21 protein-coding genes are annotated in these 25,164 nt (G+C 68.0%); 7 read left to right on the top strand and 14 right to left on the bottom strand.

Going from position 1 to position 25,164, the window contains the following annotated elements; genetic code table 11:
* Nucleotides 1-36: 36 nt before the first annotated feature.
* The 7 genes from trxA to ACZ7M7_RS27985 form a co-directional block, all read right to left on the bottom strand.
* Nucleotides 37-369: a thioredoxin gene (gene trxA / locus ACZ7M7_RS27955; protein ID WP_031484651.1), complete on the bottom strand. Its 333-nt coding sequence runs from the start codon at nt 367-369 to the stop codon at nt 37-39.
* Nucleotides 370-408: 39 nt separating this feature from the next.
* Nucleotides 409-1,377: a thioredoxin-disulfide reductase gene (trxB, locus tag ACZ7M7_RS27960; RefSeq protein ID WP_383608292.1), complete on the bottom strand. Its 969-nt coding sequence runs from the start codon at nt 1,375-1,377 to the stop codon at nt 409-411.
* A gap of 169 nt (nt 1,378-1,546) precedes the next feature.
* Entirely contained in the window at nt 1,547-2,476 is a 930-nt protein-coding gene (locus tag ACZ7M7_RS27965; RefSeq protein ID WP_472121335.1) for an anti-sigma factor family protein, read from the bottom strand.
* Entirely contained in the window at nt 2,473-3,210 is a 738-nt protein-coding gene (sigM, locus tag ACZ7M7_RS27970) for an RNA polymerase sigma factor SigM (protein WP_472121337.1), read from the bottom strand. Before sigM ends, ACZ7M7_RS27965 begins: the two co-directional genes overlap by 4 nt.
* A 30-nt stretch (nt 3,211-3,240) precedes the next feature.
* A complete protein-coding gene (locus ACZ7M7_RS27975; protein ID WP_383608286.1) occupies nt 3,241-4,962 on the bottom strand; it encodes a protein kinase family protein in 1,722 nt (573 codons plus the stop codon).
* 137 nt (nt 4,963-5,099) lie between these two features.
* Entirely contained in the window at nt 5,100-7,346 is a 2,247-nt protein-coding gene (gene murJ / locus ACZ7M7_RS27980; RefSeq protein ID WP_472121343.1) for a murein biosynthesis integral membrane protein MurJ, read from the bottom strand.
* 45 nt (nt 7,347-7,391) lie between these two features.
* Complete coding sequence (locus ACZ7M7_RS27985; RefSeq protein ID WP_472121348.1) at nt 7,392-9,800, bottom strand: DUF6049 family protein; 2,409 nt, start codon at nt 9,798-9,800, stop codon at nt 7,392-7,394.
* A gap of 267 nt (nt 9,801-10,067) precedes the next feature.
* Between ACZ7M7_RS27985 and ACZ7M7_RS27990 the strand changes: the two genes are divergently transcribed.
* On the top strand, nt 10,068-11,510 hold the full coding sequence (locus tag ACZ7M7_RS27990; RefSeq protein ID WP_472121351.1) for a CCA tRNA nucleotidyltransferase: 1,443 nt from the start codon (nt 10,068-10,070) through the stop codon (nt 11,508-11,510).
* Nucleotides 11,511-11,630: 120 nt separating this feature from the next.
* Here the strand turns inward: ACZ7M7_RS27990 and ACZ7M7_RS27995 are convergent, their stop codons facing one another.
* From ACZ7M7_RS27995 to ACZ7M7_RS28010, 4 genes are all read right to left on the bottom strand, one after another.
* On the bottom strand, nt 11,631-12,164 hold the full coding sequence (locus ACZ7M7_RS27995; protein ID WP_383628864.1) for an LppU/SCO3897 family protein: 534 nt from the start codon (nt 12,162-12,164) through the stop codon (nt 11,631-11,633).
* 107 nt (nt 12,165-12,271) lie between these two features.
* Nucleotides 12,272-13,549 carry an MFS transporter gene (locus ACZ7M7_RS28000; protein ID WP_472121356.1) on the bottom strand — a complete coding sequence of 426 codons (1,278 nt, stop codon included), beginning with the start codon at nt 13,547-13,549 and terminating at the stop codon, nt 12,272-12,274.
* A 97-nt stretch (nt 13,550-13,646) separates the two neighbouring features.
* Nucleotides 13,647-14,729, bottom strand: a complete 1,083-nt coding sequence (locus ACZ7M7_RS28005; RefSeq protein ID WP_383608274.1) for an inositol-3-phosphate synthase — start codon at nt 14,727-14,729, stop codon at nt 13,647-13,649.
* Between the two features lie 44 nt (nt 14,730-14,773).
* Complete coding sequence (locus ACZ7M7_RS28010; RefSeq protein WP_383608272.1) at nt 14,774-15,457, bottom strand: PadR family transcriptional regulator; 684 nt, start codon at nt 15,455-15,457, stop codon at nt 14,774-14,776.
* A 352-nt stretch (nt 15,458-15,809) separates the two neighbouring features.
* On the opposite strand from ACZ7M7_RS28010, the gene ACZ7M7_RS28015 reads away from it, so the two are divergent.
* Together ACZ7M7_RS28015 and ACZ7M7_RS28020 are read left to right on the top strand one after the other, a co-directional pair.
* Nucleotides 15,810-18,503, top strand: a complete 2,694-nt coding sequence (locus ACZ7M7_RS28015) for a transglycosylase domain-containing protein (protein ID WP_472121362.1) — start codon at nt 15,810-15,812, stop codon at nt 18,501-18,503.
* 204 nt (nt 18,504-18,707) lie between these two features.
* A complete protein-coding gene (locus ACZ7M7_RS28020) occupies nt 18,708-20,207 on the top strand; it encodes a glycosyltransferase family 87 protein (protein ID WP_472121364.1) in 1,500 nt (499 codons plus the stop codon).
* 145 nt (nt 20,208-20,352) lie between these two features.
* On the opposite strand, the gene ACZ7M7_RS28025 is transcribed toward ACZ7M7_RS28020, so the two are convergent.
* From ACZ7M7_RS28025 to ACZ7M7_RS28035, 3 genes are all read right to left on the bottom strand, one after another.
* Complete coding sequence (locus ACZ7M7_RS28025; protein WP_383608266.1) at nt 20,353-21,384, bottom strand: alanine racemase; 1,032 nt, start codon at nt 21,382-21,384, stop codon at nt 20,353-20,355.
* Between the two features lie 98 nt (nt 21,385-21,482).
* Complete coding sequence (femX, locus tag ACZ7M7_RS28030; protein WP_383608264.1) at nt 21,483-22,601, bottom strand: peptidoglycan bridge formation glycyltransferase FemX; 1,119 nt, start codon at nt 22,599-22,601, stop codon at nt 21,483-21,485.
* A 217-nt stretch (nt 22,602-22,818) separates the two neighbouring features.
* Nucleotides 22,819-23,127 (bottom strand): hypothetical protein, encoded by a 309-nt coding sequence (locus tag ACZ7M7_RS28035; RefSeq protein WP_328880546.1) that lies wholly within the window; start codon nt 23,125-23,127, stop codon nt 22,819-22,821.
* A 263-nt stretch (nt 23,128-23,390) separates the two neighbouring features.
* Between ACZ7M7_RS28035 and rpsF the strand changes: the two genes are divergently transcribed.
* From rpsF to rplI, 4 genes are all read left to right on the top strand, one after another.
* On the top strand, nt 23,391-23,681 hold the full coding sequence (gene rpsF, locus ACZ7M7_RS28040) for a 30S ribosomal protein S6 (protein ID WP_005482942.1): 291 nt from the start codon (nt 23,391-23,393) through the stop codon (nt 23,679-23,681).
* Between the two features lie 81 nt (nt 23,682-23,762).
* The gene (locus ACZ7M7_RS28045; protein WP_383608262.1) at nt 23,763-24,362 is read left to right on the top strand and encodes a single-stranded DNA-binding protein; all 600 of its coding nucleotides are present in this window, start codon (nt 23,763-23,765) and stop codon (nt 24,360-24,362) included.
* 57 nt (nt 24,363-24,419) lie between these two features.
* Nucleotides 24,420-24,656, top strand: coding sequence for a 30S ribosomal protein S18 (gene rpsR / locus ACZ7M7_RS28050; protein ID WP_003949403.1), 237 nt, complete (start codon nt 24,420-24,422; stop codon nt 24,654-24,656).
* Between the two features lie 18 nt (nt 24,657-24,674).
* Nucleotides 24,675-25,121 (top strand): 50S ribosomal protein L9, encoded by a 447-nt coding sequence (rplI, locus tag ACZ7M7_RS28055; RefSeq protein WP_059194386.1) that lies wholly within the window; start codon nt 24,675-24,677, stop codon nt 25,119-25,121.
* Nucleotides 25,122-25,164: the final 43 nt, after the last annotated feature.

Consider the following 25,164-nt stretch of genomic DNA (forward strand, 5'->3'; position numbering starts at 1 on the left):
CGAGAGGGTTGGCCCATTCGTGTTTCACGTGAAACATCACTCGGCGATGAAGTCCTCGAGGTCGCGGAGGATCGCGGCCTTCGGCTTCGCGCCGACGATGGTCTTGGCGACCTCGCCGTTGTGGTAGACGTTCAGCGTCGGGATGGACATGACGCCGTACTTGGCGGCCGTACCCGGGTTCTCGTCGATGTTGAGCTTGACGATCTCGATCTTGTCGCCGTGCTCGGCGGCGATCGCTTCGAGGGAGGGCGCGATCTGGCGGCACGGACCGCACCAGGCGGCCCAGAAGTCCACCAGGACGGGCTTGTCGCTCTTGAGGACGTCCTGCTCGAAGGAGTCGTCGGTAACGTTCTTCAGGGTGCCGGCCACGGCGGGCTCCTTAACTGTGGTGCGTGGGGTGGGTGGGGGTCAGACAGCGGTCTTCTCGGGCTCGGCCTGCTCCTCGTCCGCGAGGGCGGCGAGGAAGCGCTCGGCGTCCAGGGCGGCGGAACAGCCGGTGCCGGCCGCGGTGATCGCCTGGCGGTAGGTGTGGTCGACCACGTCACCGGCGCCGAAGACACCGGTCAGGTTGGTCCGGGTGGAGGGGGCTTCGACCTTGAGGTAGCCCTCCTCGTCCAGCTCCAGCTGGCCCTTGAACAGCTCGGTGCGCGGGTCATGGCCGATCGCGATGAACAGGCCGGTGACCGCCAGGTCCGAGAGCTCGCCGGTCTTGAGGTTGCGCAGCTTCAGGCCGGACAGCTTCTGCTCGCCCTGGACCTCGGCCACCTCGCTGTCCCAGACGAACTTGATCTTCGGGTCGGCGAAGGCACGGTCCTGCATCGCCTTCGAGGCGCGCAGGGTGTCGCGACGGTGGACGATCGTCACCGACTTGGCGAAGCGGGAGAGGAAGGTGGCTTCCTCCATCGCGGTGTCGCCGCCGCCGATCACAGCGATGTCCTGGTCCCTGAAGAAGAAGCCGTCGCACGTCGCGCACCAGGACACGCCGCGGCCGGAGAGGGCGTCCTCGTTCGGCAGACCGAGCTTGCGGTGCTGCGAGCCGGTGGTGACGATGACGGCCTTCGCCCGGTGGACGGTGCCGGCGGTGTCGGTGACGGTCTTGATCTCACCGCTCAGGTCGACGTTGACGATGTCGTCCGGGATGAGCTCGGCTCCGAAGCGCTCTGCCTGGCCGCGCATGTTGTCCATGAGCTCGGGGCCCATGATGCCGTCCTGGAAGCCCGGGAAGTTCTCGACCTCGGTCGTGTTCATGAGCGCACCGCCTGCGGTGACGGCTCCCTCGAACACGAGCGGCTTCAGCGACGCGCGCGCGGTGTAGAGCGCCGCCGTGTAACCGGCGGGCCCGGAGCCGATGATGATCACGTTACGGACATCGCTCACGGCTTGATTCCTCGTCTCTGGACTGCGTCGAAGGGCCGGGGGAGCCCCTTTCAGGACTCTCACCCCACCCAACGGATCCTAAGGGGCGCGCATTCCCGCTGTGTCCGGGCACACGGTGACGCCACAGCCTAGGGGTTGGCGGTCCTGACGGGGACGAGCGGCCGGGGTCTCAGGAACGCGGGTAGGAGTCCTTCAGGAGAACCTTGGCCGTGGTCGACGACGGCTGCTTCACACAGGTCGCGTCCATGACGTAAACGGCGACCCGGCTGACGTCGGAGGCGTCCGGCATCACGACGAGGAGAGCGTCCTTGCCCTGGAAGACGCCCTCCTCGGCGGCGAGCGCCGCATCGTCGCGGTTGATGCCCTTCCTGACGCAGTCAGGCACCGTGATCTCGCGCAGGATCTTGGGGCTCTCGGTGTCGGACCCGCCTTCGATGCCCATGCTGCGGTCCGGACCGCGGGAGCTACCTGGAGAGCTCTCGCTCGCGGCGAGGAGATCGGTGACGTGCTTCTCCAGCTTCGCTGCGGAGAAGGTGTCGGCGCCGGTCTGCCCGCCATCGGCCGATGGACCGGCCCCTCCGCCACCCATCAGCGAGGTCAGCAGCACGGAGCCGAGTCCGAGAGCGGCAGCTGTGAAGGCGGCGCCGAGGACGGCCACCCTGCGGCGCCCGGGCTTACTACGGCCCTTGCGGCCGGGACCGGTGGTCGAGGAGCGGGCGTGCCCTGCCGGACGGTCGGACGCTGCCGATGTTTCACGTGAAACATGCGCGCTGTCGTCCGCACCGGAGACCGGAGTGTGGGTCTCTCCACCCAGCGTCGGTGCCTCGACGCCATCGGGCGCCGTCGCGTTCAGCAGAGCCTCTGCGGCGAGCGCGGCGTCGATGCGTCCGGCGACATCGGCGGGCATGCGCGCCGGGCCGGGCAGGGTGCCGAGCAGCTCTCGGATCTCCTCAAGCGAGGCGTGGACGTCCGCGCACAGTTCGCACTCGTCCAGATGACTCCGTACCTCGGTGGTCCTGGCCGGAGGGAGGAGGCCCTCGGTGAGGTCGGAGAGCTCGGTGACGTCCGGGTGCCCGGCCGTGTCCGTCGTGGATGTCACGCTCGCCCACCTCCGCCCTTCACTGCTGCTGAATCACTCGGCCCGGTATCACGCGGATCCTTGGCTTGCGTCGTGTCATGAGGACCCGCTGCCGGTGGGACGGATGCCCCCTGCGTCCGGTTCCGCCTCTCGCCGGAGTCCTTGCCACCACGCGCGCTCTCCGGTCGTAGATGCGTGAGGAGAGGCAGGAGTCTGGCTCTGCCACGCGCACATCGGCTCTTGACCGTGCCGGTCGGAACATCGAGGACACGGGCGGCCTCCGCGACCGGGTATCCCTGCATGTCCACCAGGACGAGTGCAGCGCGCTGGTCGGGCGGCAGCGTGCCGAGGGCCTCCAGCAACTGGCGATGCAGATCGTTGCGCTCCGCGGGCGCGGATGCCTCCTCGTGAGGCTCCAGCAACTGCTCCAGGCGCTCGGTGTCGTCGACGGGGGAGGTCTTCCGTGAGGCCGCCTTGCGAGCGCGGTCCAGGCAGGCATTCACGGTGATCCGGTGCAGCCACGTCGTGACGGCCGACTGGCCTCGGAACGTGTGGGCGGCCCGGTAGGCGGACACGAGGGCGTCCTGGACGGCGTCAGCGGCCTCCTCGCGGTCTCCGAGCGTCCGCAGCGCCACCGCCCAGAGCCGATCGCGATGACGCCGCACGAGCTCACCGAAGGCATCGGGGTCGCCCTTCACATGGAGGGCCAGGAGATCCTCGTCGCTCACCTCGCGGTGTGCGGTGCCCTCTGCCATCGGACCCCCTCCCCTTGGACGTGGTGAGCTCTAGCCGGTGAACTTCAGGTCGGTGATGGCCTGCTTGAACCCGGAGCCGCTGTACTGGTCACCGTCCGCATGGGGCATGGCGGTGAGCCACACCAGAACGTACTGGGTCTTCACCGACTTGGTGACTTTCACCGACGCACTGGTGCCGCTCGTCGTGACGGTGCCGATCTTCTCCATCGAGTCCAGCGACGAGGGCGTCAGGGAGTCCGACGCGTAGAGCGAGACAGTCGTGTGGTCGCCGGGATACAGAAGCCCTATCGAAGCGGCCGACACCGACTGGGACGATCCGAGGTCGTAGACGATGCCGACACCGGGCTTGAAGGCGGGGTTCATCTCCGGACCGTCGACGAAGCTCTTGGTGCGCCAGTACGACGAGCTGTCGCCGTCGTATGTCTTCGCCACGTCCTCCGGCGCCTGGGCGCCGCCCTTCGCGACGAACTCCTGAGCGTTCTGGATCTTGATCGGCCGGACCGGCTTGGTGTTGTCGCCGTTCTTGTCGTTGTCGTCCGTCGTCTGCGTCTGGCTGCCGTCCTCGGGCTTGTTGCCCTGGTCCATGAGCGCATCAGCGAGCTGCCAGCTGCCAAGGCCCAGGGCCGCGATCAGGAGGGCCGACACGGCCCACTTCAGGGCCTTTCCGGTGCGGCTCTGCAGCGGGGGCGGCGGGGTCGGTACCGGCTGGGTGGCGCCCGGATGTGAACCCTGCCGGCGGCCGTACGTGCCCTGCTGGTACGTCGTGCGCTGATAGTCCGGCGGGGCCGTGAACGTGGGCTCCGGCGGGCGGATGCGGGGCATCTCGCCGATCGCCTTCACCAGTTCCTCCGGCGTCGTGCACGCGGACTCGTGGCGGGACGCGGTCGCACCGTCGTTGACCAGCGCGCGCATGGCGAGCTCGGACAGGCCACGGTGGACGCCGGCGCGCACCTGGTCGGGGGCGATCAGTCCGATGTCCTTGGGCAGGCCGGACAGACCGTACGCGTCGCTCTCGTACGGCCAGCGCTGGGTGAGCGCGGCGTACAGCAGGGCGCCGATGGCCTCCGTGTCGGTGCGCTGCGGGGTGTCGGAGCTGATGCCGCGCAGGGCGGCGTTCACAGCGAGGCCGCGGATGCGCCACTGGCCGGTCGATGCCCGCAGCACGGCGTTCGGGTTGAGGCGCAGATGCGCCAGACCTTCACGGTGAGCGGCCGCCATGGCGGCGGACACCTGGGTGACCATCTGGTAGATGTCGTACGCCTCCAGCGGGCCGGAAGCGAGCAGCGTGGTCAGTTCGGTGGCGTCGGGGAGCCATTCGTGAACGACGTAGACGACATCGTTCTCCTCGACGGCGTCGAGGACCTGGACGAACCGGGGGTCGCCGAGCAGCGCGGAGGAGCGGGCAGCGGCCAGTACGGAACGGGCCCGAGTGTGGTCCGCGGGCAGGATGTGGACGCCGACGGCGCGACGGAGTTTCTCGTCGACCGCACGCCAACTGCTGAAACCGTCCAGACGGGTGACGCACTCCTCGAGGCGGTAGCGTCTGGCGAGTTTGTGACCGCTGTGCAGTTCGGGCGGTGAGGCCTTCTCGGGACCCTCGGTCCCGCCACTCCCCTGTGCCTCGTCGATGTCCGTGTCCCGCTCCCGATTCTTGGCCACCCCGTCGGCCGTGGACTGGTCCGCCTGAGCGGTCAGCGGCTCATCGCCGCTGTTGTCTGCCACGTCGACGGCAGCCGTGCTCCGTTCCGCCACCGTCGTTCCTGCCTCCCCATTCCTTGCGCGCCGTCCGACTCAGTGCGCGCCGTCCGACGCCGAAACCAATTGTGCCCACAGTCCGCCGCTATGCACGACACACGATGGCGGACGATGGTTGTGCGCCTACCCAAGGTTCAGCGACCCAGGCGCCCGCGAACCATGCCGACCAGTGAGTTCAGCTCCTCGATGCGCATCCTGCGGGCGGCGACGAAGAAGATCCCGAGTAGCACGGCTCCGCCGGCCAGCAGGGCGGCGAAGGAACCGATGACCCCCTGGCCGAGGGTCTGGGCGATGCCGTAGCAGGCCGCGCCGCTCAGCAGGGCCGCAGGCACCGAGGCGATGCAGAGTCTGGCGTACGTCCGCATCACGCGGGTGCCGTCGAGGTCGCCGCCCAGCTTCTTGCGCAGTCGGCTCCAGGCGATGCCGACGCCGATCGCGTAGGCCAGGCCGTAGGAGGCGGCCATGCCGACGACGGCCCAGCGGGCCGGGATGACGAAGTAGCAGGCGGCCGAGGCGATGGCGTTGACCGCCGCGACGATCACCGTGTTGTAGAAGGGGGTCCGGGTGTCCTCGTAGGCGTAGAAGGCGCGCAGGACCACGTACTGCACGGAGTACGGGATGAGGCCGAGACCGAAGGCCATCAGCATGAAGCCCATGTTGGTGGCCTCGCTGGTGCCCGAGGAGCCGAACATCAGCGTGCACATCGGGATGCCCAGGGCGAGGAACCCGAAGGCGATGGGGACGATGGCGACGGCTGTCGTCCGCAAGCCCTGGGAGATGTCGTCCCGGACGGCACCGCGGTCGCCCTCGGCGGCGGAGCGCGAGAGCCGTGGCAGCAGGGCGGCCATCAGGGAGACGGTGATGATGGCCTGAGGCAGGCCCCAGATCAGCTGGGCGTTGGCGTAGGCGGCGAAGCCGGTTCCGTCGACGTCGGAGTCGACGCCGGCGGCGGTGGACAGCTGGGTGACCACGAGCGCACCGGCCTGGTTGGCCAGGACGAACAGGATCGTCCACTTCGCGAGCATCGCCGCCTTGCCGAGACCGTGGCCCTTCCAGTCGAAGCGCGGCCGCAGCCGGAAGCCCGTCTCGCGCAGGTACGGGATCATCGCCAGGGCCTGGACGACCAGGCCGAGCAGGACACCGATGCCGAGGAGCCGCTGGCCCTCCGGCGGGATGTTCGTGACGGACATGCCGGAGTGCTCCGCGGTGCCGTACACCCAGAGGAACATCCCCAGCGTCACGATGATGACGATGTTGTTCAGAACCGGCGTCCACATCATCGCGCCGAACTTGCCGCGGGCGTTGAGGATCTGCCCCATCACCACGTGGACGCCCATGAAGAAGATCGAGGGCAGGAAGTAGCGGGTGAAGGTGACGGCCACCTCGTTGGCGGCGGGATCGTTGGCGACCGGGGTGGAAAGGGCTCTGACCAGGAACGGCGCGCCGAACATCGCCAGGGCGGTGAGTGCAGCGAGCGCCACCATCACCAGGGTCAGCAGCCGGTTGGCGTAGGCCTCGCCGCCGTCCTCGTCGTCCTTCATCGCCCGCACGAGCTGCGGCACGAAGACGGAGTTGAGGCCGCCGCCGACGGTCAGGATGTAGATCATCGTCGGCAGCTGGTAGGCGACCTGGAACGAGTCGCCGAGCAGGCCGAGGCCCAGTGCCGAAACGATCATCATGGACCGGACGAAGCCGGTGAGCCGGGACACCATCGTGCCCGCCGCCATCACGGCGCTCGACTTCAGCAGGCCGCCGGCCCGCCCGCCCTTCTTGGCGGCCGGCGCAGAGGCGGGAGCGGGCGCCGGAGCCGGCGCAGCGGCCTCGGCAGCGGCAGGTGCCGCGGGGCCCGGGTAGGGGCCGCCGGCAGGCGCCGGGGAAGGCCCAGGGACCGTCGGCGGCTGGTACTGCGGGTGGCCACCTTGCTGCTGGTCCCGGAAGAGGTGCGCGAAGGCGTCGTGCTCCGGTTGGTTCTCGGTGGAGTGCGTGACGAGGTCGTCGACGCCGACGTACTGGGTCGTACGGGGGTCGTCGCCGTACGGCAGGTACTGGGTCGGGCCCTCCGGCTCGGGCGCCGGGGTCTGCGCCCACACCTGGGGGTCGGGGGCGTACGGCGACTGGGGCGGCTGGGCGTACAGCTGCTGCTGCGGCGGGTACGTGCCCGGCGGGGGCGGCGGGTGCGCGGCACGGTCGTACAGGGCCTCTGCGACCGGGTCCTGGGACGAGAGGTTCTGGGCCCGGTAGGGGTCCTGGTCGTAGGCGTCCTGGAGGTACATGTCCGCGGGGTGCTGCGGCGGTACCTGGCCGTCCTCGGGCGGCGGGCCCTCGGGGTGCCCCGGGGGGCCCGCGGCCTGGCCGCGGTCACCGTCGTACGGCGCGTTCATGGTTACCCCACCTCATCGTCCCGGGCCCACCGGCCACGACATCGCTCAACGGTCCACTCTCTCACCCGTGCCGGACGGGTCGGCGCTTTCCGCTGCGGTGTCCGGTGTCGGGTCACTCGGCTGCTCCGGGGCCTCTTCCCGGGCGCCCGCGCCGGACTCCTCCTTGAGAAGGTCCTCGGGTGTGAGACGGTTCTCAGGGCCTTCCGGGTTCTCCGGATCGCCGTCCGCCTCGCTAGTCTCCTCGGCCCCGTCTTCCTCGGCCGCACGGGCGGCAGCTCGCTTGCGCTGCGTGTACATACGGAACCCGGCGAGGACGAGCAGGAGGAAACCGCCGCCGATGACCAGCATCACGGTGGCCGTGAACTCCGTGACCTTCACGTCGAAGGTGACCGGTGCGCCGTACTTCTGGCCGTCCTCCGTGTACAGCTGGGCCACGACCGTGGCCTGGCCGTTGGCCTGAGCCGACGTGGGGAACTTCACCGTCTGGCTGTGCCCGCCGGACACCGCGACGCGCTGCTCGTAGAAGCGCTCCCCGCCGATTTCGAGCCGCCTCGGGCTGCTGGAGGTGAGTCGCAGCACCAGGTGATCGACGCCCTGCACCAGGTTGTTCTGCACCGTCACCGGGATCGTGGCGCTGCGCCCGGACAGCTTGGTCTCGGACTTGTCGATCAGTGTGACCTGGCCGGCCAGGGAGTCGACGTACGCTTCCACGCCGTTGCGATAGTCAGCGGCCTCTGCGGGGCGGCCACGCCACGACGTGGACATCTCCCGGTTCATGGCCCGCCCGAAGGGGGTCACCACCCGGTCCTGGTTGGTGAGGATCACCTTGAACTTGTCGAGCTTGTCCTGCGTGCTCGCGATCTGCCTGAAGGCGGATCGCGGCAGCTCCTGGTCCCGCAGCGAGGCGGGGTACTTGGACACCGGCGGCACCTGCGTGGTGGCGGCGGAGTCGGGCTTGGCCGTGGCAGCGGCGGTGAGGTCCTGGGACTGGGACCACGTGCCGTCCTGGAGTGCCGTCACCGCCTCGGCCATCGCGCGGGCCTGGCTCGCGGTCGGCATCCGCTGCGGGGCGACGACGATGCTGCGCTGATTGTCCGTCTGGAGGTTGAGGGCCAGGCTCTGCGCCAGGAACCTCTGCACGGCGAGCGTCGAGCTCGACGCCCTTGTCAGGTTCCCTTGGAACAGCGTCGACATCCGTGCGTCCGTGACGACCGCCGTCGTGCCGCCGCCGATGGGGCGGGCCGCGGAGGGCGTGTAGGGCAGGCCGCCCTGCTCCTCCAGGCTGTCGCTGCGGGCGATCACCTTGTCCGCGCCGGCGGAGGTGGCCACCTTGACGATGGACGGGTCGACCGCGCCGTTCACGGGCCAGGCGAAGTCGGTGTTCGGTTGCACGTGGAGGATCGAGTCGACCGTGACGACGGCGGCCTCGGTGGCCTCCTTGAGGTGGCTGAGCGAGCCGGTGACGTTCGTGCCGTTGTGGGCCAGGGAAGCCAGGTCGGGGTCGCTGAAGGGCAGCGCGACGACCTCCTTGTCCTGCACGGCTTCCTGCAGGTCGGCCAGCCACTGTTTGGCGAGTGCCTGGTGGGTGCCCGCCGTCGTCGCGTCACCCTCGCCCTGGACGCGGTAGCGCTCCGTCATCGCGTCCACGGAGGCCAGCAGGTCGGGGTCGATCACCCAGGTGACGTCGAGGTCCTTGCCCAGCGACACGAGCTGCTCGAGGCGGCCGCCGGGAGCGATCTCCTTGGCGAGGTCGTCGTCACGGAAGACCGGCGTCTGCGACTCGTCCGACCCCGTCTGCGCCGTCATGTGGGCGGTGGAGACGAGCGGCCACATCACCGTCGTGCGGGTCTTCGGGTCGGCCTCGTCGGGCTGCCACGGCAGGAACGTCCGCTGGATGCCGAGCACCTGGTCCCACGGCCGCGCGGACGTCTCGCCGGACAGGGAGACGGCGAACTCGTAGACGCCGTCCTCCCCGAGATCCAGCTTGTCGACCGGTACGGAGATGCTGAAGCGCTGGGACACGCCAGGCGTGAGCTTGGAGAACTCCTTGACGTACTTCCCGCCCACCGGGGCTCCGTCGACGCCCTGCTGGTAGTCGCTGCGCCCGGCGACCCTGTCGATGGCCGAGCGGGTGTTCAGAGCGCCCCCGAGACGCAGGTCCACCTGCGCGTCGGTGACGGCCTGCTTGCCCGTGTTGGTCACCGTGCCGGACACGGTCAGTGTGTCGCCGTCACTGGGGGCGGAGGGAGTGAGCGAATCCACAGCGACAGCCACCGTGCCCGAGCCGGAAGCGGCCTGCACGGAGTCCTGCACCGCAGCCTGTGTGGGGGCGGCGGTGGGCAGCTGAAGCAGCCCAGCCAGCAGAGGCGCCCCGGCGAGCAGTGCTCCGGTGCGCCGCATCCACCGGCGGGCAGGTGAGGGAGTCATCCCCTGGAAGTCTGCCGCCTCGGCCACGCGCTCGTCCGTCCCTCGTCGTCGTCAGTGGTCGTCGGAATGTGCGTCCACGCATGGTAACGATGCGCGCTGAGGGGAAGTGCCGCGGTCTCCTCCACAAGATCGGTTCACACCGTCGGCCTGTCCCGTATGTGCCCGTATAAAGAGGAGCGTTTCGTAGGTCGCAAGAGCAGCGCTTGTGCGCGTATCGGCAGAGCTGTCTGCGGCCCCGGGATGCGCGTTAATGGGGGCGCTCACGGTCGGCCGGGCCACGTACCCTCTTTTGTTGTGCCGAACGCCAACGAAGAAAAGCCCAGCGCCCTGAGCCAGGCGCAGCATCGCGCGGTCAGTGAACTGTTGCGGGTTGCCCCTGTTGCCGATGATCTTGCCCGCCGGTTCCAGGAGGCCGGGTTCTCACTCGCCCTGGTCGGCGGATCGGTCCGGGACGCGCTGCTCGGCCGGCTCGGCAACGACCTGGACTTCACGACCGACGCGCGTCCCGAGGACGTGTTGAAGATCGTGCGGCCGTGGGCGGATGCCGTGTGGGAGGTCGGTATCGCTTTCGGTACGGTCGGAGCACAGAAGGACGGCTACCAGATCGAGGTGACCACCTACCGATCGGAGGCCTACGACCGGACCTCCCGCAAGCCGGAGGTGTCGTACGGCGACTCGATCGAGGAAGACCTCGTCCGGCGTGATTTCACCGTGAACGCCATGGCCGTCGCGCTTCCGGAGAAGGAGTTCGTCGATCCGCACGGCGGTCTGGAGGACCTCGCCGAGCGGGTACTGCGCACGCCGGGCACTCCCGAGGCGTCCTTCTCGGACGACCCGCTGCGCATGATGCGGGCGGCGCGTTTCGCGGCGCAGCTCGACTTCGAGGTCGCTCCCGAGGTTGTCACGGCCATGCAGGAGATGTCCGGGCGGATCGAGATCGTCTCGGCGGAGCGGGTGCGGGACGAGCTGAACAAGCTGATCCTGTCCGCCCACCCGCGCAAGGGGCTGCGGCTCCTGGTGGACACCGGGCTGTCCGACCACGTGCTGCCCGAGCTGCCGGCCCTGCGGCTGGAGAGCGACGAGCACCACCGTCACAAGGACGTGTACGAGCACACCCTGATCGTCCTGGAGCAGGCGATGGCGCTGGAGGAGAGCGGTCCCGACCTGACCCTCCGCCTGGCCGCGCTGCTGCACGACATCGGCAAGCCCCGCACACGTCGCTTCGAGAAGGACGGCAGGGTCTCGTTCCACCACCACGAGGTGGTCGGAGCGAAGATGACGAAGAAGCGCATGACGGCGTTGAAGTACTCCAATGAGCTGGTGAAGGACGTCTCACGTCTGGTTGAACTCCACCTGCGCTTCCACGGCTACGGCACCGGCGAGTGGACGGACTCCGCTGTCCGTCGCTATGTCCGTGACTCCGGTCCGCTCCTGGACCGCCTCCACAAGCTGACCCGCTCGGACTGCACCACGCGGAACAAGCGCAAGGCGGCTGCACTGTCCCGCGCCTACGACGGCCTGGAGGAGCGGATCGCTCAACTCCAGGAGCAGGAAGAACTGGACGCCATCCGCCCCGACCTCGACGGCAACCAGATCATGGAGATCCTTGGGGTCGGCCCCGGTCCGGTCATCGGCCACGCGTACAAGTACATGCTGGAACTGAGGCTGGAGAACGGGCCGATGGGGCACGACGATGCCGTGGCCGCACTCAAGGAGTGGTGGACCGAGCAGGGCTGAGACTGTGTGAAGCCGGGCCATGTTTCACGTGAAACATGGCCCGGCTTCAACAAGAGCAGCACGTACTGAGGGGCGGTGTTTCACGTGAAACACCGCCCCTCAGTACGTGGAGAGGTCAGATCAGACGTCCGACAGGCACAGCAGGAAGTTGTCGCCGTCGCCGGTCTGGGCGTAGAAGCTGGTGGCGCCGCTGACCTTGCGGCACTCCGTCTCGGCGGTGAGCGAGGTGTAGGTGCCGTCGATCTTCTTGAGCACCTTGGCCTCGGCCTCGGAGGACGTGCAGTCCACGACCTCCATGCGGTCGTTGGAGGACGACGAGGAGGAGGCTGACTTCAGGCAGTCGCCCACCGCGGCGTTCTCGGCGTCGTCCAGGCTGATTATGTAGCCGACGATGAGCATGATGCCGACGATGACCACGGCAGCGATGTTCTTGATCGCCTTGAAGCTGAACCGGCGGCCGGGCTGCTGCGGCGGAACCGGCGCATACGGCGCCGCCCCCTGCGGAGGGAACCCCGGCTGCCCAGGCTGCTGCGGGTAGCCGCCCTGGGGCGGATACGGGGCCTGGCCCTGAGGCTGGCCGGAGGGCTGCTGCCCCTGGGCGTACGGGTTCTGGCCCTGGGCGAACGGGTTGCCTGTGGGCGGCGGAGTTGTCACTTGGGTCCCCCTGGAACATGGGTGCGTGGCGCGAACAATGCGCGATATAAGACGCACGTAAGTTACCGGCCACCACTGACAGTCCCGTAGCCGCGGGGGGCTCTGTGTCATTGATGTGACACAGAGCGGTGTTCAAAGCGGGCCATAGCCACCGCAACTGCCGCGTAGACAACGGCGACTGCGACCACGAGCGCCGCCGAGCGGCCATCCGGCGGCAGTACCAGGGCGGCCACTCCGGCCGCACCGACGAACGCGACATTGAACAGCACGTCGTAAACGGAGAAGATCCGGCCACGGAAGCCGTCCTCGACCGAGGCCTGCACGATCGTGTCGGTTGCGATCTTCGCCCCCTGCGTCGTCAGGCCGAGGACGAAAGCCGCGACGAGCATGGGAGTTGTGGCGAAGGGCAGGCCGAGCGTGGGCACCAGGAGTGCCGCGACCCCCGCGCACGCGGCGATCCAGCGTCCGGGACCCAACCGGCCCGCCGCCCAGGGGGTTGCCAAGGCCGCCGCGAAGAAGCCGGCGCCGGAGACCCCCAACGCCAGCCCCAGCAGGGCGAGTCCGTCATCCGCATTCGACGAGAAGGCGTACCTGCACAGCATCAGCAGCATGACCAGCAGGGCGCCGTAGCAGAAGCGCATCAGGGTCATCGTGAGCAGAGCCCAGACCGCTTCCCGGCGCGGCGGAGTGGCGAGATGACGGACGCCCGCGGCCAGGTCGTGCACGGTACCGGCCAGGGCCGTAGCCAGGCGTGGCTGTACCAACTCGGGATCAGGGCCGAGCAGTTCCCGTGACATGCGTAGTGCCGCCAGTCCCGCGCACAGGTACAGGGCAGCGCCCAGGAGCACTACGGCCGCGTCGGAGTCCCAGGCCACCAGCCGTACGACGAAGGCCAGGCCGGCACCCGCGGTCGCGGCGAGCGTTCCGGCGGTCGGGGAAAGGGAGTTGGCGATCACGAGGCGCTCTTCGTCGACCACGCGTGGCAGTGCGGCGGACAGGCCGGACAGGACGAAGCGGTTGACGGCGGTGACGCTCAGGGCGGAGACGTAGAAGAGCCAGTCCGGGACGTCGGTGATGATCAGCACGGCTGTCGCCGAGGCCAGCACGGTGCGCAGCAGGCTGCCGTACAGAAGGACCTGTCGACGGCGCCAGCGGTCCAGGAAGACGCCGGAGAACGGGCCCACCAGGGAGTACGGCAGGAGCAGGACGGCCATCGCGGAGGCGATCGCGGTGGCCGACGTCTGTTTCTCCGGGGAGAAGACGACGTACGTGGCGAGCGCGGTCTGAAAGACGCCGTCTGCGCCCTGCGAGAGCAGGCGTACGACGAGCAGGCGCCGGAAGTTCCCGAAGCGCAGCAGGACCCGCAGGTCGCGTACGACGGACATGGGGCACAGCCTCACATACGGGGAGGGTCCCCGGGCGGTACAACCCGGGGACCCTCGGCAGCTCTGGCAGGAGCGTTCAACTACGGCGCCGCGGTGCTTAGCGCTCGACCTCGCCCTTGATGAACTTCTCGACGTTCTCGCGGGCCACGTCGTCGAAGTACTGCACCGGCGGGGACTTCATGAAGTAGCTCGACGCCGAGAGGATCGGGCCGCCGATGCCGCGGTCCTTGGCGATCTTCGCGGCACGCAGGGCGTCGATGATGACGCCGGCGGAGTTCGGGGAGTCCCAGACCTCGAGCTTGTACTCCAGGTTCAGCGGGACGTCACCGAAGGCGCGGCCCTCGAGGCGGACGTAGGCCCACTTGCGGTCGTCGAGCCACGCCACGTAGTCCGACGGGCCGATGTGGACGTTCTTCTCGCCGAGCTCACGGTCGGGGATCTGCGAGGTGACGGCCTGCGTCTTGGAGATCTTCTTGGACTCCAGGCGCTCGCGCTCGAGCATGTTCTTGAAGTCCATGTTGCCGCCGACGTTCAGCTGCATCGTGCGGTCCAGGACGACGCCGCGGTCCTCGAACAGCTTCGCCATGACGCGGTGCGTGATGGTGGCGCCGACCTGGGACTTGATGTCGTCGCCGACGATCGGGACGCCCGCCTCGGTGAACTTGTCCGCCCACTCCTTCGTACCGGCGATGAAGACCGGAAGGGCGTTGACGAAGGCGACCTTGGCGTCGATGGCGCACTGGGCGTAGAACTTCGCCGCGTCCTCGGAGCCGACGGGCAGGTAGCAGACGAGGACGTCGACCTGCTTGTCCTTGAGGACCTGGACGACGTCGACCGGGGCGTCGGCGGACTCCTCGATGGTCTCGCGGTAGTACTTGCCGAGACCGTCGAGGGTGTGGCCGCGCTGGACGGTCACGCCGGTGCGCGGCACGTCGCAGATCTTGATGGTGTTGTTCTCACTGGCGCCGATGGCGTCCGCGAGGTCGAGGCCGACCTTCTTCGCGTCGACATCGAAGGCGGCGACGAACTCGACGTCACGGACGTGGTACTCGCCGAACTGCACGTGCATCAGGCCGGGGACCTTGGACGCCGGGTCGGCGTCCTTGTAGTACTCGACTCCCTGAACCAGCGACGCGGCACAGTTGCCCACGCCGACGACGGCTACGCGAACCGAACCCATTCCGGTTGCTCCCTGTGTGTACGAGTGAGGCCCTGACTGAGCTCTCACGTGGCGGTGTCGCCGGGCGAATCCGTCCTGGGGGTGCCCCCGGGACGGGGCAGATCGCCCGGCTCTCCATTTGTGGTGTCCTGCTGAGCGGACCCCCCGGCAGCGGAACCCTTCAGGTCCCGCCCGGCCCGCTCGCTCTCGATGAGCTCGTTCAGCCAGCGCACTTCGCGCTCCACGGACTCCATCCCGTGGCGCTGGAGCTCAAGCGTGTAGTCGTCGAGGCGCTCCCGCGTGCGTGACAAGGAGGCGTGCATCTTCTCCAGACGCTCCTCCAGCCGGCTGCGTCGGCCCTCCAGCACGCGCATGCGCACGTCCTGCGGTGTACGTCCGAAGAAGGCAAATCGGGCAGCGAAGTGCTCGTCCTCGTACGCGTCGGGGCCGGTCTGCGAGAGCAGTTCCTCGAAGTGCTCCTTACCTTCCGCCGTCAACCGGTAGACGATTTTTGCGCGACGCCCCGCGAGTGGTGCGGCAAGGGCGTCCTCGGCGGTGTGCCCCGGTTCCTCGATCAACCAGCCGTTGGCGACCAGCGTCTTGAGGCAGGGGTAGAGCGTGCCGTAGCTGAACGCGCGGAACACGCCCAGTGACGTATTGAGTCGTTTGCGCAGCTCGTAGCCGTGCATAGGGGACTCGCGGAGCAGTCCGAGGACGGCGAACTCGAGGATCCCGGACCGTCGGCTCATCCCCTCGCCTCCTCGTCATATCTCGCGCTGATGTATCGACTCGATACATCTAGACGATAGAACGGCCTTCCGGGCGCGACAAGTGGGGGAACGGTGAACGGGATCACATCAACGATTCATGTGGAGCGAGTTGCCTGATTTGGGGTGAAGTTCGGGGCTAGGCAGGCTTTGACGGTGCGTAGTCTGTGCGCCATGCACAGCACCGGGAACCGCGTGACACCTGAGGGCGTCGTTGTCCTTGGTGCAGTACGGGTGAATGCAGAACCGACCACATCCGTACTTCGGGGGGACCGGAAATCAGCCGCCGTTGTCAGGCGCGCAGGGGTGCGCCTGCCCGAGGAGTAGTCGTTCGATGAGCGAGCACCGTCGCAAACCGCCGCAGCCGCAGGAAGGCGGACGTGCCGCGGCCCGACGCGGCCAGTCCGGCTCGTCCTCCGGCCGCCGAGCGGCACCGCGTGGCGCCACCGGATCTCCTTCCGACTCGTACGGGTCGGGTTTCAGCGGTTCGGAAGGCGAGGAACGTCCGTACGGCGGGCGTGCCGAGGCACGACGCGCGGCCCAGAGAAGCAGCGGTGGCCGCCGCAGAGCGGCCGAGCCGGCCCGGGCAGGCCGCCGCGCCGCTCCCGGCGGCGCCACCGGTCCCGGACGGGGCCGAGGGCGCGCTGCTCCCCCCGGAAAGAAGCGGTTCGTCGACTATCCCCGGGCGGGCAAGTACGGCGTCGCGCGCTGGGTGCCGTCATGGAAGCTCGTGGCGGGCCTGTTCGTCGGGTTCCTCGGAAGCCTCGTGGCGGTGGCCGGTATCGGTTACGCCATGGTGGGCGTCCCCAAGGTCGACGAGACCGCTACGGCGCAGAACAACGTCTACTACTGGGCTGACGGCAGCGAGATGGTTTCCACCGGTGGCGAGACCAACCGGCAGATCATCAACCTGTCGCAGATTCCCAAGGCGATGCAGAACGCTGTGATCTCGCAGGAGAACAAGACCTTCTACAGCGACAGCGGCATCGACCCGAAGGGCATCGCCCGCGCCGTGTTCAACATGGCCACCGGTGGCGAGACGCAGGGTGGTTCCACCATCACCCAGCAGTACGTGAAGAACGCGAGGCTGGGCGACCAGTCTCAGACGATCTCGCGGAAGTTCAAGGAGATCTTCATCTCGGTCAAGGTGGGCACCACGGTGTCGAAGGACGACATCATGGCCGGCTACCTGAACTCCGCCTACTACGGGCGCAACGCCTACGGGATCCAGGCGGCCGCCCGCGCGTACTTCAACAAGGACGCCATCAAGCTGAACGAGGGAGAGTGCGCCTTCCTGGCGGCCACGCTCAAGGGCGCCACGTACTACGACCCCGCTGGTGCGGCGTCCATTGATCCGGCGGCCACCCCCGAGGCCAACAAGAAGCGTGCCCGGATCCAGATGCAGGACACCCTCGACAAGATGGTCCAGTACGGGCATCTGAGCCCTGAGGTGCGCGCCAAGTACACCAAGCTGCCCGACTCGAAGAACCCGCGCTTCAACTCCGCGCTGAGCGGCCAGATCGGCTACCTCGTGGATCTCGCCAACGGCTACCTGGTCAACAACAGCAAGACGACCAACATCACCGAGCAGAAACTGCGAGCGGGCGGCCTCTCGATCCAGACGACCTTCGACAAGAAGAAGGTCAAGGAGCTCGAGAACGCGGTGAAGAAGGTCCAGAAGGCGAACATCAAGCCCGAGGAGCGTCCGAAGACGGACACTCACGTCCAGTTCGGCGGGGCTTCGGTGGATCCGGCGACCGGGGCCATCAAGGCCATCTACGGCGGTACGGACGCGACTAAGCACTTCACCAACAACGCCGACGTCACCGGCGCCCAGGTCGGTTCGACGTTCAAGCCGTTCGTGCTCGCGGCCGCGATGAAGTGGGGCGTGCGGGACCCGGACCTCGAAGGGGAACAGGCGCAGGACGAGCGCACCCAGGTGTCGCCGAAGAGCCTGTACAGCGGCAAGAACAAGCTCAAGATCAGGGACTTCAAGGGCGACATCTGGCGGAACGAGAAGGGTGAGGAGTGGAACCAGGTCAACGACGGCGATGAGTCGTACGGCACTCCTCCCGCCTACCGCATCGACCTCCGTGAGGCGATGAGGAACTCGGTGAACTCCGCCTTCGTGCAGCTCGGCATGGACATCGGGCTGGACAAGGTGAAGGAGGCCGCCGAGGACGCCGGCATCCTGGAGAGCAGCCTGACCGGTACGGACTACCCGTCCTTCTCCATCGGCACCTCTCAGCCCAGCGCGATCCGTATGGCGGGCGCCTACGCCACCTTCGCGTCCAGCGGAAAGCAGCGTGCTCCCTACTCCGTCAAGAAGGTGACGGACAAGGACGGCGAGGTCTTCTCCTACAAGACGCTGACCAAGGAGGCCTTCACCCCGGAGGTCGCCGACAACGTCACGGACGTCCTGAAGACGGTGGTCGACAAGGGCACGGGTACCAGCGCGCAGCTCAGCGACCGTCAGGTGGCCGGCAAGACGGGTACCACGGACGGCAACCGGTCGGCCTGGTTCGTGGGCTACACCCCGCAGCTGTCGACGTCGATCGCGATGTTCAGGCTGGACGACAACGAGAAGAACCAGAACCGCGAGTTCCTGAAGATGTTCGGAACGGGTGGTCAGGAGAAGATCCACGGTGCTTCGTTCCCGGCCGAGATCTGGCACGACTACATGGAGCAGGCGCTGAAGGGCACCACCCCGACACCGTTCCCGGTGCCGACGCCCATCGGTGAGGTCGTCAACGACATCCCCACGCCGACACCCAGTCCTACGCCCAGCGAGACCGAGGAAGCCAGCCCGACTCCGAGCCCCACGCCGAGTGAGTCGCTGATCTCGCCGACGCCTACGCCGACCGAGACCTGCTTTGGCTTCCAGTGCAACGACGTCGGAGGCTCGGACAACGGCGGCACGGACGGCGGCGTGACCTCCACGCCGACGCCCACGGAAACCGAGACGGACGGCAACAACAACGGCAATGGCAATGGCAACGGAGGCATCTTCGGCGGCCCGTCAGGCTGACGGGCTCGTATGACGCCAGAAGGCCGGTGGCCGGCATCCACACAGAGGGTGCCGGCCACCGGCCTTCGTCATGAGCGAGGCCGCGCGGGTGGCCTGGGGCGAGGGCCTGTTTCACGTGAAACGTCGGTTTCACGTGAAACACTCAGCCGCCTCATCCCTGTCGCCCTCGCACCGTTCTCAGACACGTACGGCAGGATGTGCCCCATGCCCAGTGCAGAGACGACGCCCACAAGCGCGCACGAGCCGGACCTGGTGGGGCCGACCAGAGAGGACGAGGTCGCCGCCAACGGGAGTGAGCTGATCGGTGGCCCCATCGGACGGCGGGCCCTGCTCGGCACGTCCTGGTGGACTCCGGTGCGGATCATCGTGCTCGTGGCGATCGGCATGTTCGCCCTGGGGCTGGTCCAGAAGGCACCTTGCTACAACGGCGCCTGGTTCTTCGGCGCCAGCTCGCAGTACACGCATGCCTGCTACTCGGACATCCCGCACCTGTTCCAGGGGCGCGGTTTCGCCGACGGGCTGGTGCCGTACTTCGACAAGCTTCCCGGCGACATGGAGTACCTCGAATACCCGGTGCTGACCGGTGTGTTCATGGAGGTCGCCTCCTGGCTCACGACGGGCAGCGGCAGCATCCAGGACCAGGAGCAGTGGTACTGGATGGTCAACGCCGGGATGCTGATGGTCTGCGCGGCCGTCATCGCCGTCTGCGTGACCCGCACGCACGCCAGGCGACCCTGGGACGGCCTGCTGGTCGCCCTGGCGCCTGCCGTCGCACTGACCGCGACCATCAACTGGGACCTGCTGGCCGTCGCTCTGACGGCCGCGGCGATGCTGATGTGGTCACGTGGCCGCGCGCTCGCCTTCGGCGTCCTGCTGGGGCTCGCCACGGCCGCGAAGCTCTATCCCGTCTTCCTGCTCGGCCCGCTGTTCGTCCTGTGCTGGCGTGCGGGCAAGTGGCGGGACTTCGGGAAGGCGCTGGGCGGCACGGCGGTGGCCTGGCTGGTGGTGAACCTTCCGGTGATGCTCCTCGCCTGGGACGGCTGGTCGCAGTTCTACCGGTTCAGCCAGGAACGAGGCGTGGACTTCGGTTCCTTCTGGCTGATCCTGGCCCAGAACTCCAGCGACCCGCTGAGCACCGAGACTGTCAACACGCTCGCCACGCTGCTGATGCTGCTGTGCTGTGCCGGCGTCGCCGCGCTCACGCTGACCGCACCGCGCCGACCGCGCTTCGCCCAGCTGGCCTTCCTGATCGTCGCGGCGTTCATCCTCACAAACAAGGTCTACTCGCCGCAGTACGTCCTGTGGCTGGTGCCTCTGGCGGTGCTGGCCCGGCCGAGGTGGCGGGACTTCCTCATCTGGCAGGCCTGCGAGGTGGCGTACTTCCTCGGGATCTGGCTCTACCTCGCATACACGACCAGCGGGGACGCCCACAAGGGACTGCCGCCCGACGGCTACCACTGGGCCATCGGCGTGCACCTGCTGGGGACGCTGTACATGTGCGCCGTGATCGTGCGGGACATCCTCATGCCGGAGCGGGACCCGGTGCGCCGGGCAGGCGACGACGACCCGTCGGGAGGCGTCCTCGACGGAGCGGAGGACGTGTTCGTGCTCGGCCAAGCAGCCCATCCCCCGCGGCACGCGGCCCACTTCGAGGGGCCGCACGTGGAGTGGGGCAACCGGGGGGCGGCCGGCGGTTCGCTCTGAGCGAACACGGCGTGGGAAGCGCGCGCGAGAGGTCGAACTCGCGAAAGGCGGTACTGGCCGAACATGCGAAGGGCCCTGCACGGGAGAGTCCGTGTAGGGCCTTTCGTTGTTGCGGCGTTGCCGAGCGTGTGCCGAGTGCGGCAGGTCAGCGGTCCACGATCCGGTCGAACTGCGTAGTGGTGTGGCGGAGATGGGCAACCAGCTCGTCCCCGACCTTCGGCTCGGGCGCATCCGAGGGCACGAACAGGATCGACACCTGCATGTGCGGCGGCTCCGCGAACCAGCGCTGCTTGCCGCCCCACACGAAGGGAGCGAGGTTCCGGTTGACCGTGGCGAGGCCGGCCCGGGCGACGCCCTTGGCGCGCGGCATGACGCCGTGCAGTGCCTTGGGGGCCTCCAGGCCCACCCCGTGCGACGTACCGCCCGCAACGACCACCAGGAAGCCGTCCGAGGCCGCCTTCTGCTGCCGGTAGCCGAAGCGGTCGCCCTTGGAGACGCGAGTGACGTCCAGGACCGCGCCGCGGTACTCGGTGGCGTCATGGTCCCCCAGCCACAGCCGGGTGCCGATGCGGGCGCGGAAGCGGGTCTGCGGGAACTGCTGCTGCAGACGGGCCAGTTCCTCGGCCTTGAGATGGCTGACGAACATCGTGTGCAGCGGCAGCCGGGCCGCACGCAGCCGGTCCATCCAGCCGATGACCTCCTCGACGGCGTCGGAGCCGTCGGTGCGGTCCAGCGGCAGGTGGATGGCGAAGCCCTCGAGCCGGACGTTCTCTATGGCGGCGTGCAGCTGCGGCAGCTCGTGCTCGCTGACGCCGTGCCGCTTCATCGAGGACATCACCTCGATGACGACACGGGCTCCCACGAGGCCGTACACGCCGTCCACGGACGACACCGAGCGGATGACCCGGTCGGGCAGCGGCACCGGCTCCTCGCCGCGCCGGTACGGCGTCAGAACCAGCAGGTCACCGCCGAACCAGTCCTTGATGCGCGCGGCCTCGTACGTCGTGCCGATCGCCAGGACGTCCGAGCCCAGTCGAGTGGCTTCCTCCGCCAGCCGCTCGTGCCCGAAGCCGTAGCCGTTGCCCTTGCAGACCGGGACGAGTCCCGGGAACTGCTCCTGCACGTGCTTGTGGTGCGCCCGCCAGCGCGCGGTGTCGACGTAGAGCGTGAGCGCCATGGCCGGACCTGGAACCTTTCTCGTGGCTGCGGTGTATCAGAGGTATGGAAGCTATCGACGGTGCAGCTGTTGACGGTATCGAAGCAGAGAGCGCAAGGTCAGCGACGCGACATGTAGATGTCGAGCGCCTTGTGGAGCAGCTTGTTGAGCGGGAAGTCCCACTCGCCGAGGTACTCGGCGGCCTGGCCGCCGGTGCCCACCTTGAACTGGATCAGGCCGAAGAGGTGGTCGGTCTCGTCCAGGGAGTCGGAGATGCCGCGCAGGTCGTAGACGGTCGCGCCGAGCGCGTAGGCGTCGCGCAGCATCCGCCACTGCATCGCGTTCGAGGGCCGGACCTCACGGCCGATGTTGTCGGAGGCGCCGTAGGAGTACCAGACGTGCCCGCCGACGATCAGCATCGTCGCGGCCGACAGGTTCACTCCGTTGTGACGGGCGAAGTACAGCCGCATGCGGTTGGGGTCCTCGGTGTTGAGGGCCGTCCACATGCGCTGGAAGTACGACAGCGGGCGCGGGCGGAAGTGGTCGCGCACGGCCGTGATCTCGTACAGGCGCTGCCACTCCTCGAGGTCGTGGTATCCGCCCTGGACGACCTCGACGCCGGCCTTCTCGGCCTTCTTGATGTTGCGTCGCCACAGCTGGTTGAAGTTCTTGTGGACCTCTTCCAGGGAGCGGTTGGCCAGCGGCACCTGGTAGACGTAGCGGGGCTGTACGTCGCCGAAGCCGGCCCCGCCGTCCTCGCCCTGCTGCCAGCCCATGCGGCGGAGCTTGTCGGCGACCTCGAAGGCGCGCGGCTCGATGAAGTCGGCCTCGATGTCACGCAGCCGCTTCACGTCCGGGTTCTGGATGCCCGCCTTGATGGAGGTGGCCTCCCAGCGCCTGATGATCACCGGAGGGCCCATCTTCACGGAGAAGGCGCCCTGGTTCTTCAGATGCGCGAGCATCGGTTCCAGCCAGTCGGTCAGATTCGGCGTGAACCAGTTGATGACCGGGCCCTCGGGCAGATAGGCGAGATAGCGCTTGATCTTGGGCAGCTGCCGGTAGAGGACGAGGCCTGCGCCGACGAGCTCGCCGGACCTGTCGAACCACCCGAGGCTCTCCGAGCGCCACTCCGCCTTGACGTCTGCCCAGGCCGGGACCTGCATGTGGCTCGCCGACGGCAGGCTCTGGATGTATGCCAGATGCTGCTCGCGACTGATCGTCCTCAGGGTCAGGCTCATTCGGGGCGCTCCTCGGGCTGGGGTGTCCCCATGGGTTCAGGGGCTCCGGCTCTCGCGCCGAAGCCTACTGCGCCTTGCGAGCGCCCCGACTGGGCGTACGGCAGCTTCGCCCCGGCCTTGAGGCCGCCGGGGCGTTCGAGGGTGTTCTATGCCCTGTTGTGCCGGTGTTCGGAGGTCGGTCTCCGTGACCGGCGCGAGGGGTGCGTGGGCGCAGGCGTCAGAAGCCGCCGAAGAGCCCGCCGTGTGCCATGCCGAGGAAGAAGCCGACTCCGGAGGCGCCGAGACCCACGATCAGGCCGAAGCGCTCACGGGTCGTCTCCGAGATCCACTGGCCGTAAGCACCCGTGAGGATGCCCACCAGACCGGTCCAGGAGCTGAGCAGGTGCAAGAAATGGAACTGGGCCGTGATGAACGACGTGATGCCGAGCACCAGGGTCACCACGAGCAGGGTGTCCTGGATGGGATGGGACTTTCCGTCCGTGGCGAAGAGGCCTCCGACGGTGTTGGGTCGCATTGCCTGTGCCATAGGGCACCTCCTGCGGAAGGCGGCGCATCGTAGCGCCATACACACCCGATGTGTACAGATTGTGGACCAGGGCGGCCGGATTTCAACCGGAAGCGGGTGTGCGGGTACTGTGTACCGTCTGCACCGGTGTCTGCCCGGGCCAGCTCGGGGCGACCGCGAGGTCACCCCGATTGTCAGTGGCGGCCGATACCGTTGCGTACGCATCACAACCCTCCTGCCACGGAACGACCGTGGCCGCTGAGTCCGAAGGAGGTGGGTTCCACATGCGTCACTACGAGGTGATGGTCATCCTCGACCCCGATCTGGAGGAGCGCGCTGTCGCCCCCCTGATCGAGAACTTCCTCTCCGTCGTCCGTGAGGGCAACGGCAAGGTCGAGAAGGTCGACACCTGGGGCCGTCGTCGTCTCTCGTACGAGATCAAGAAGAAGCCCGAGGGCATCTACTCGGTCATCGACCTGCAGGCCGAGCCTGCGGTCGTCAAGGAGCTCGACCGCCAGATGAACCTGAACGAGTCGGTCCTCCGGACCAAGGTCCTCCGACCCGAGACCCACTGAGCTCTCCCGCTCAGCTGATCTCGGGATTCGAGTAGCAGCAACCAAGCAGCCAGAGCAGCAAACCCGCCGAGAGGTTCCCCCATGGCAGGCGAGACCGTCATCACGGTCGTCGGCAATCTTGTCGATGACCCCGAGCTGCGCTTCACCCCCTCCGGTGCGGCGGTCGCGAAGTTCCGTGTCGCGTCCACTCCCCGCACCTTCGACCGCCAGACGAACGAGTGGAAGGACGGCGAGAGCCTGTTCCTGACCTGCTCGGTCTGGCGTCAGGCGGCGGAGAACGTCGCGGAGTCGCTCCAGCGAGGCATGCGCGTCATCGTGCAGGGCCGGCTGAAGCAGCGGTCCTACGAGGACCGCGAGGGCGTCAAGCGCACGGTCTACGAACTGGACGTCGAGGAAGTCGGCGCCAGCCTGCGCAGCGCTACGGCCAAGGTCACCAAGACCTCCGGTGGTGCTCGCGGTGGCCAGGGTGGTTACAGCGGCGGTGGCGGCCAGGGTGGCGGCGGCTGGGGCGGTGGCTCCGGCGGCGGTCAGCAGGGCGGCGGTGCTCCCGCCGACGACCCGTGGGCGACCGGCGCTCCCGCCGGTGGCAACCAGGGCGGCGGCGGTGGTGGCGGCGGCTGGGGTGGAAACTCCGGCGGCGGTCAGCAGGGCGGCGGCTACTCGGACGAACCCCCCTTCTAGGCCCCCGGGCCGAGGGTGGGTCGTACCCACACTTCTTGATCACACAGGAGAAACATCATGGCGAAGCCGCCTGTGCGCAAGCCGAAGAAGAAGGTCTGCGCATTCTGCAAGGACAAGGTCACGTACGTGGACTACAAGGACACGAACATGCTGCGGAAGTTCATTTCCGACCGCGGCAAGATCCGTGCCCGCCGCGTGACCGGCAACTGCACGCAGCACCAGCGTGACGTCGCCACGGCCGTGAAGAACAGCCGTGAGATGGCGCTGCTGCCCTACACCTCCACCGCGCGATAAGGGAAGGGTGACCGAAACATGAAGATCATCCTCACCCACGAGGTCTCCGGCCTCGGTGCCGCGGGCGACGTCGTCGACGTCAAGGACGGTTACGCTCGCAACTACCTGATCCCGCGGAAGTTCGCTATCCGCTGGACCAAGGGTGGCGAGAAGGACGTCGAGCAGATCCGTCGTGCTCGCAAGATCCACGAGATCCAGACCATCGAGCAGGCCAACCAGATCAAGGGCCAGCTCGAGGCTGTCAAGGTCCGTCTGGCCGTTCGCTCCGGCGACGCCGGTCGTCTCTTCGGTTCCGTCACCCCGGCCGACATCGCTTCCGCGATCAAGGCTTCCGGTGGTCCCGAGGTCGACAAGCGCCGCATCGAGCTCGGTTCGCCGATCAAGACCCTGGGCGCTCACGAGACGTCCGTGCGTCTGCACCCCGAGGTTGCCGCCAAGGTCAACATCGAGGTTGTCGCGGCCTGAATGCTGCGCTCGGCTTGAACAGCTGAGATGAGGGGCCGTACCC

This window comes from Streptomyces sp. NPDC111606 (assembly GCF_055656945.1).

What these genes read in the sequence shown, in the direction of transcription:
- ACZ7M7_RS28005 (WP_383608274.1), bottom strand. Translation starts at nt 14,729, where the DNA reads ATGGGTTCGGTTCGCGTAGCCGTCGTCGGCGTGGGCAACTGTGCCGCG.
- rpsR (WP_003949403.1), top strand. Translation starts at nt 24,420, where the DNA reads ATGGCGAAGCCGCCTGTGCGCAAGCCGAAGAAGAAGGTCTGCGCATTC.
- ACZ7M7_RS28045 (WP_383608262.1), top strand. Translation starts at nt 23,763, where the DNA reads ATGGCAGGCGAGACCGTCATCACGGTCGTCGGCAATCTTGTCGATGAC.
- rpsF (WP_005482942.1), top strand. Translation starts at nt 23,391, where the DNA reads ATGCGTCACTACGAGGTGATGGTCATCCTCGACCCCGATCTGGAGGAG.
- ACZ7M7_RS28035 (WP_328880546.1), bottom strand. Translation starts at nt 23,127, where the DNA reads ATGGCACAGGCAATGCGACCCAACACCGTCGGAGGCCTCTTCGCCACG.
- ACZ7M7_RS28020 (WP_472121364.1), top strand. Translation starts at nt 18,708, where the DNA reads ATGCCCAGTGCAGAGACGACGCCCACAAGCGCGCACGAGCCGGACCTG.
- ACZ7M7_RS28010 (WP_383608272.1), bottom strand. Translation starts at nt 15,457, where the DNA reads ATGAGCCGACGGTCCGGGATCCTCGAGTTCGCCGTCCTCGGACTGCTC.
- femX (WP_383608264.1), bottom strand. Translation starts at nt 22,601, where the DNA reads ATGAGCCTGACCCTGAGGACGATCAGTCGCGAGCAGCATCTGGCATAC.
- ACZ7M7_RS28025 (WP_383608266.1), bottom strand. Translation starts at nt 21,384, where the DNA reads ATGGCGCTCACGCTCTACGTCGACACCGCGCGCTGGCGGGCGCACCAC.
- ACZ7M7_RS28015 (WP_472121362.1), top strand. Translation starts at nt 15,810, where the DNA reads ATGAGCGAGCACCGTCGCAAACCGCCGCAGCCGCAGGAAGGCGGACGT.
- sigM (WP_472121337.1), bottom strand. Translation starts at nt 3,210, where the DNA reads ATGGCAGAGGGCACCGCACACCGCGAGGTGAGCGACGAGGATCTCCTG.
- murJ (WP_472121343.1), bottom strand. Translation starts at nt 7,346, where the DNA reads ATGAACGCGCCGTACGACGGTGACCGCGGCCAGGCCGCGGGCCCCCCG.
- rplI (WP_059194386.1), top strand. Translation starts at nt 24,675, where the DNA reads ATGAAGATCATCCTCACCCACGAGGTCTCCGGCCTCGGTGCCGCGGGC.
- ACZ7M7_RS28000 (WP_472121356.1), bottom strand. Translation starts at nt 13,549, where the DNA reads ATGTCCGTCGTACGCGACCTGCGGGTCCTGCTGCGCTTCGGGAACTTC.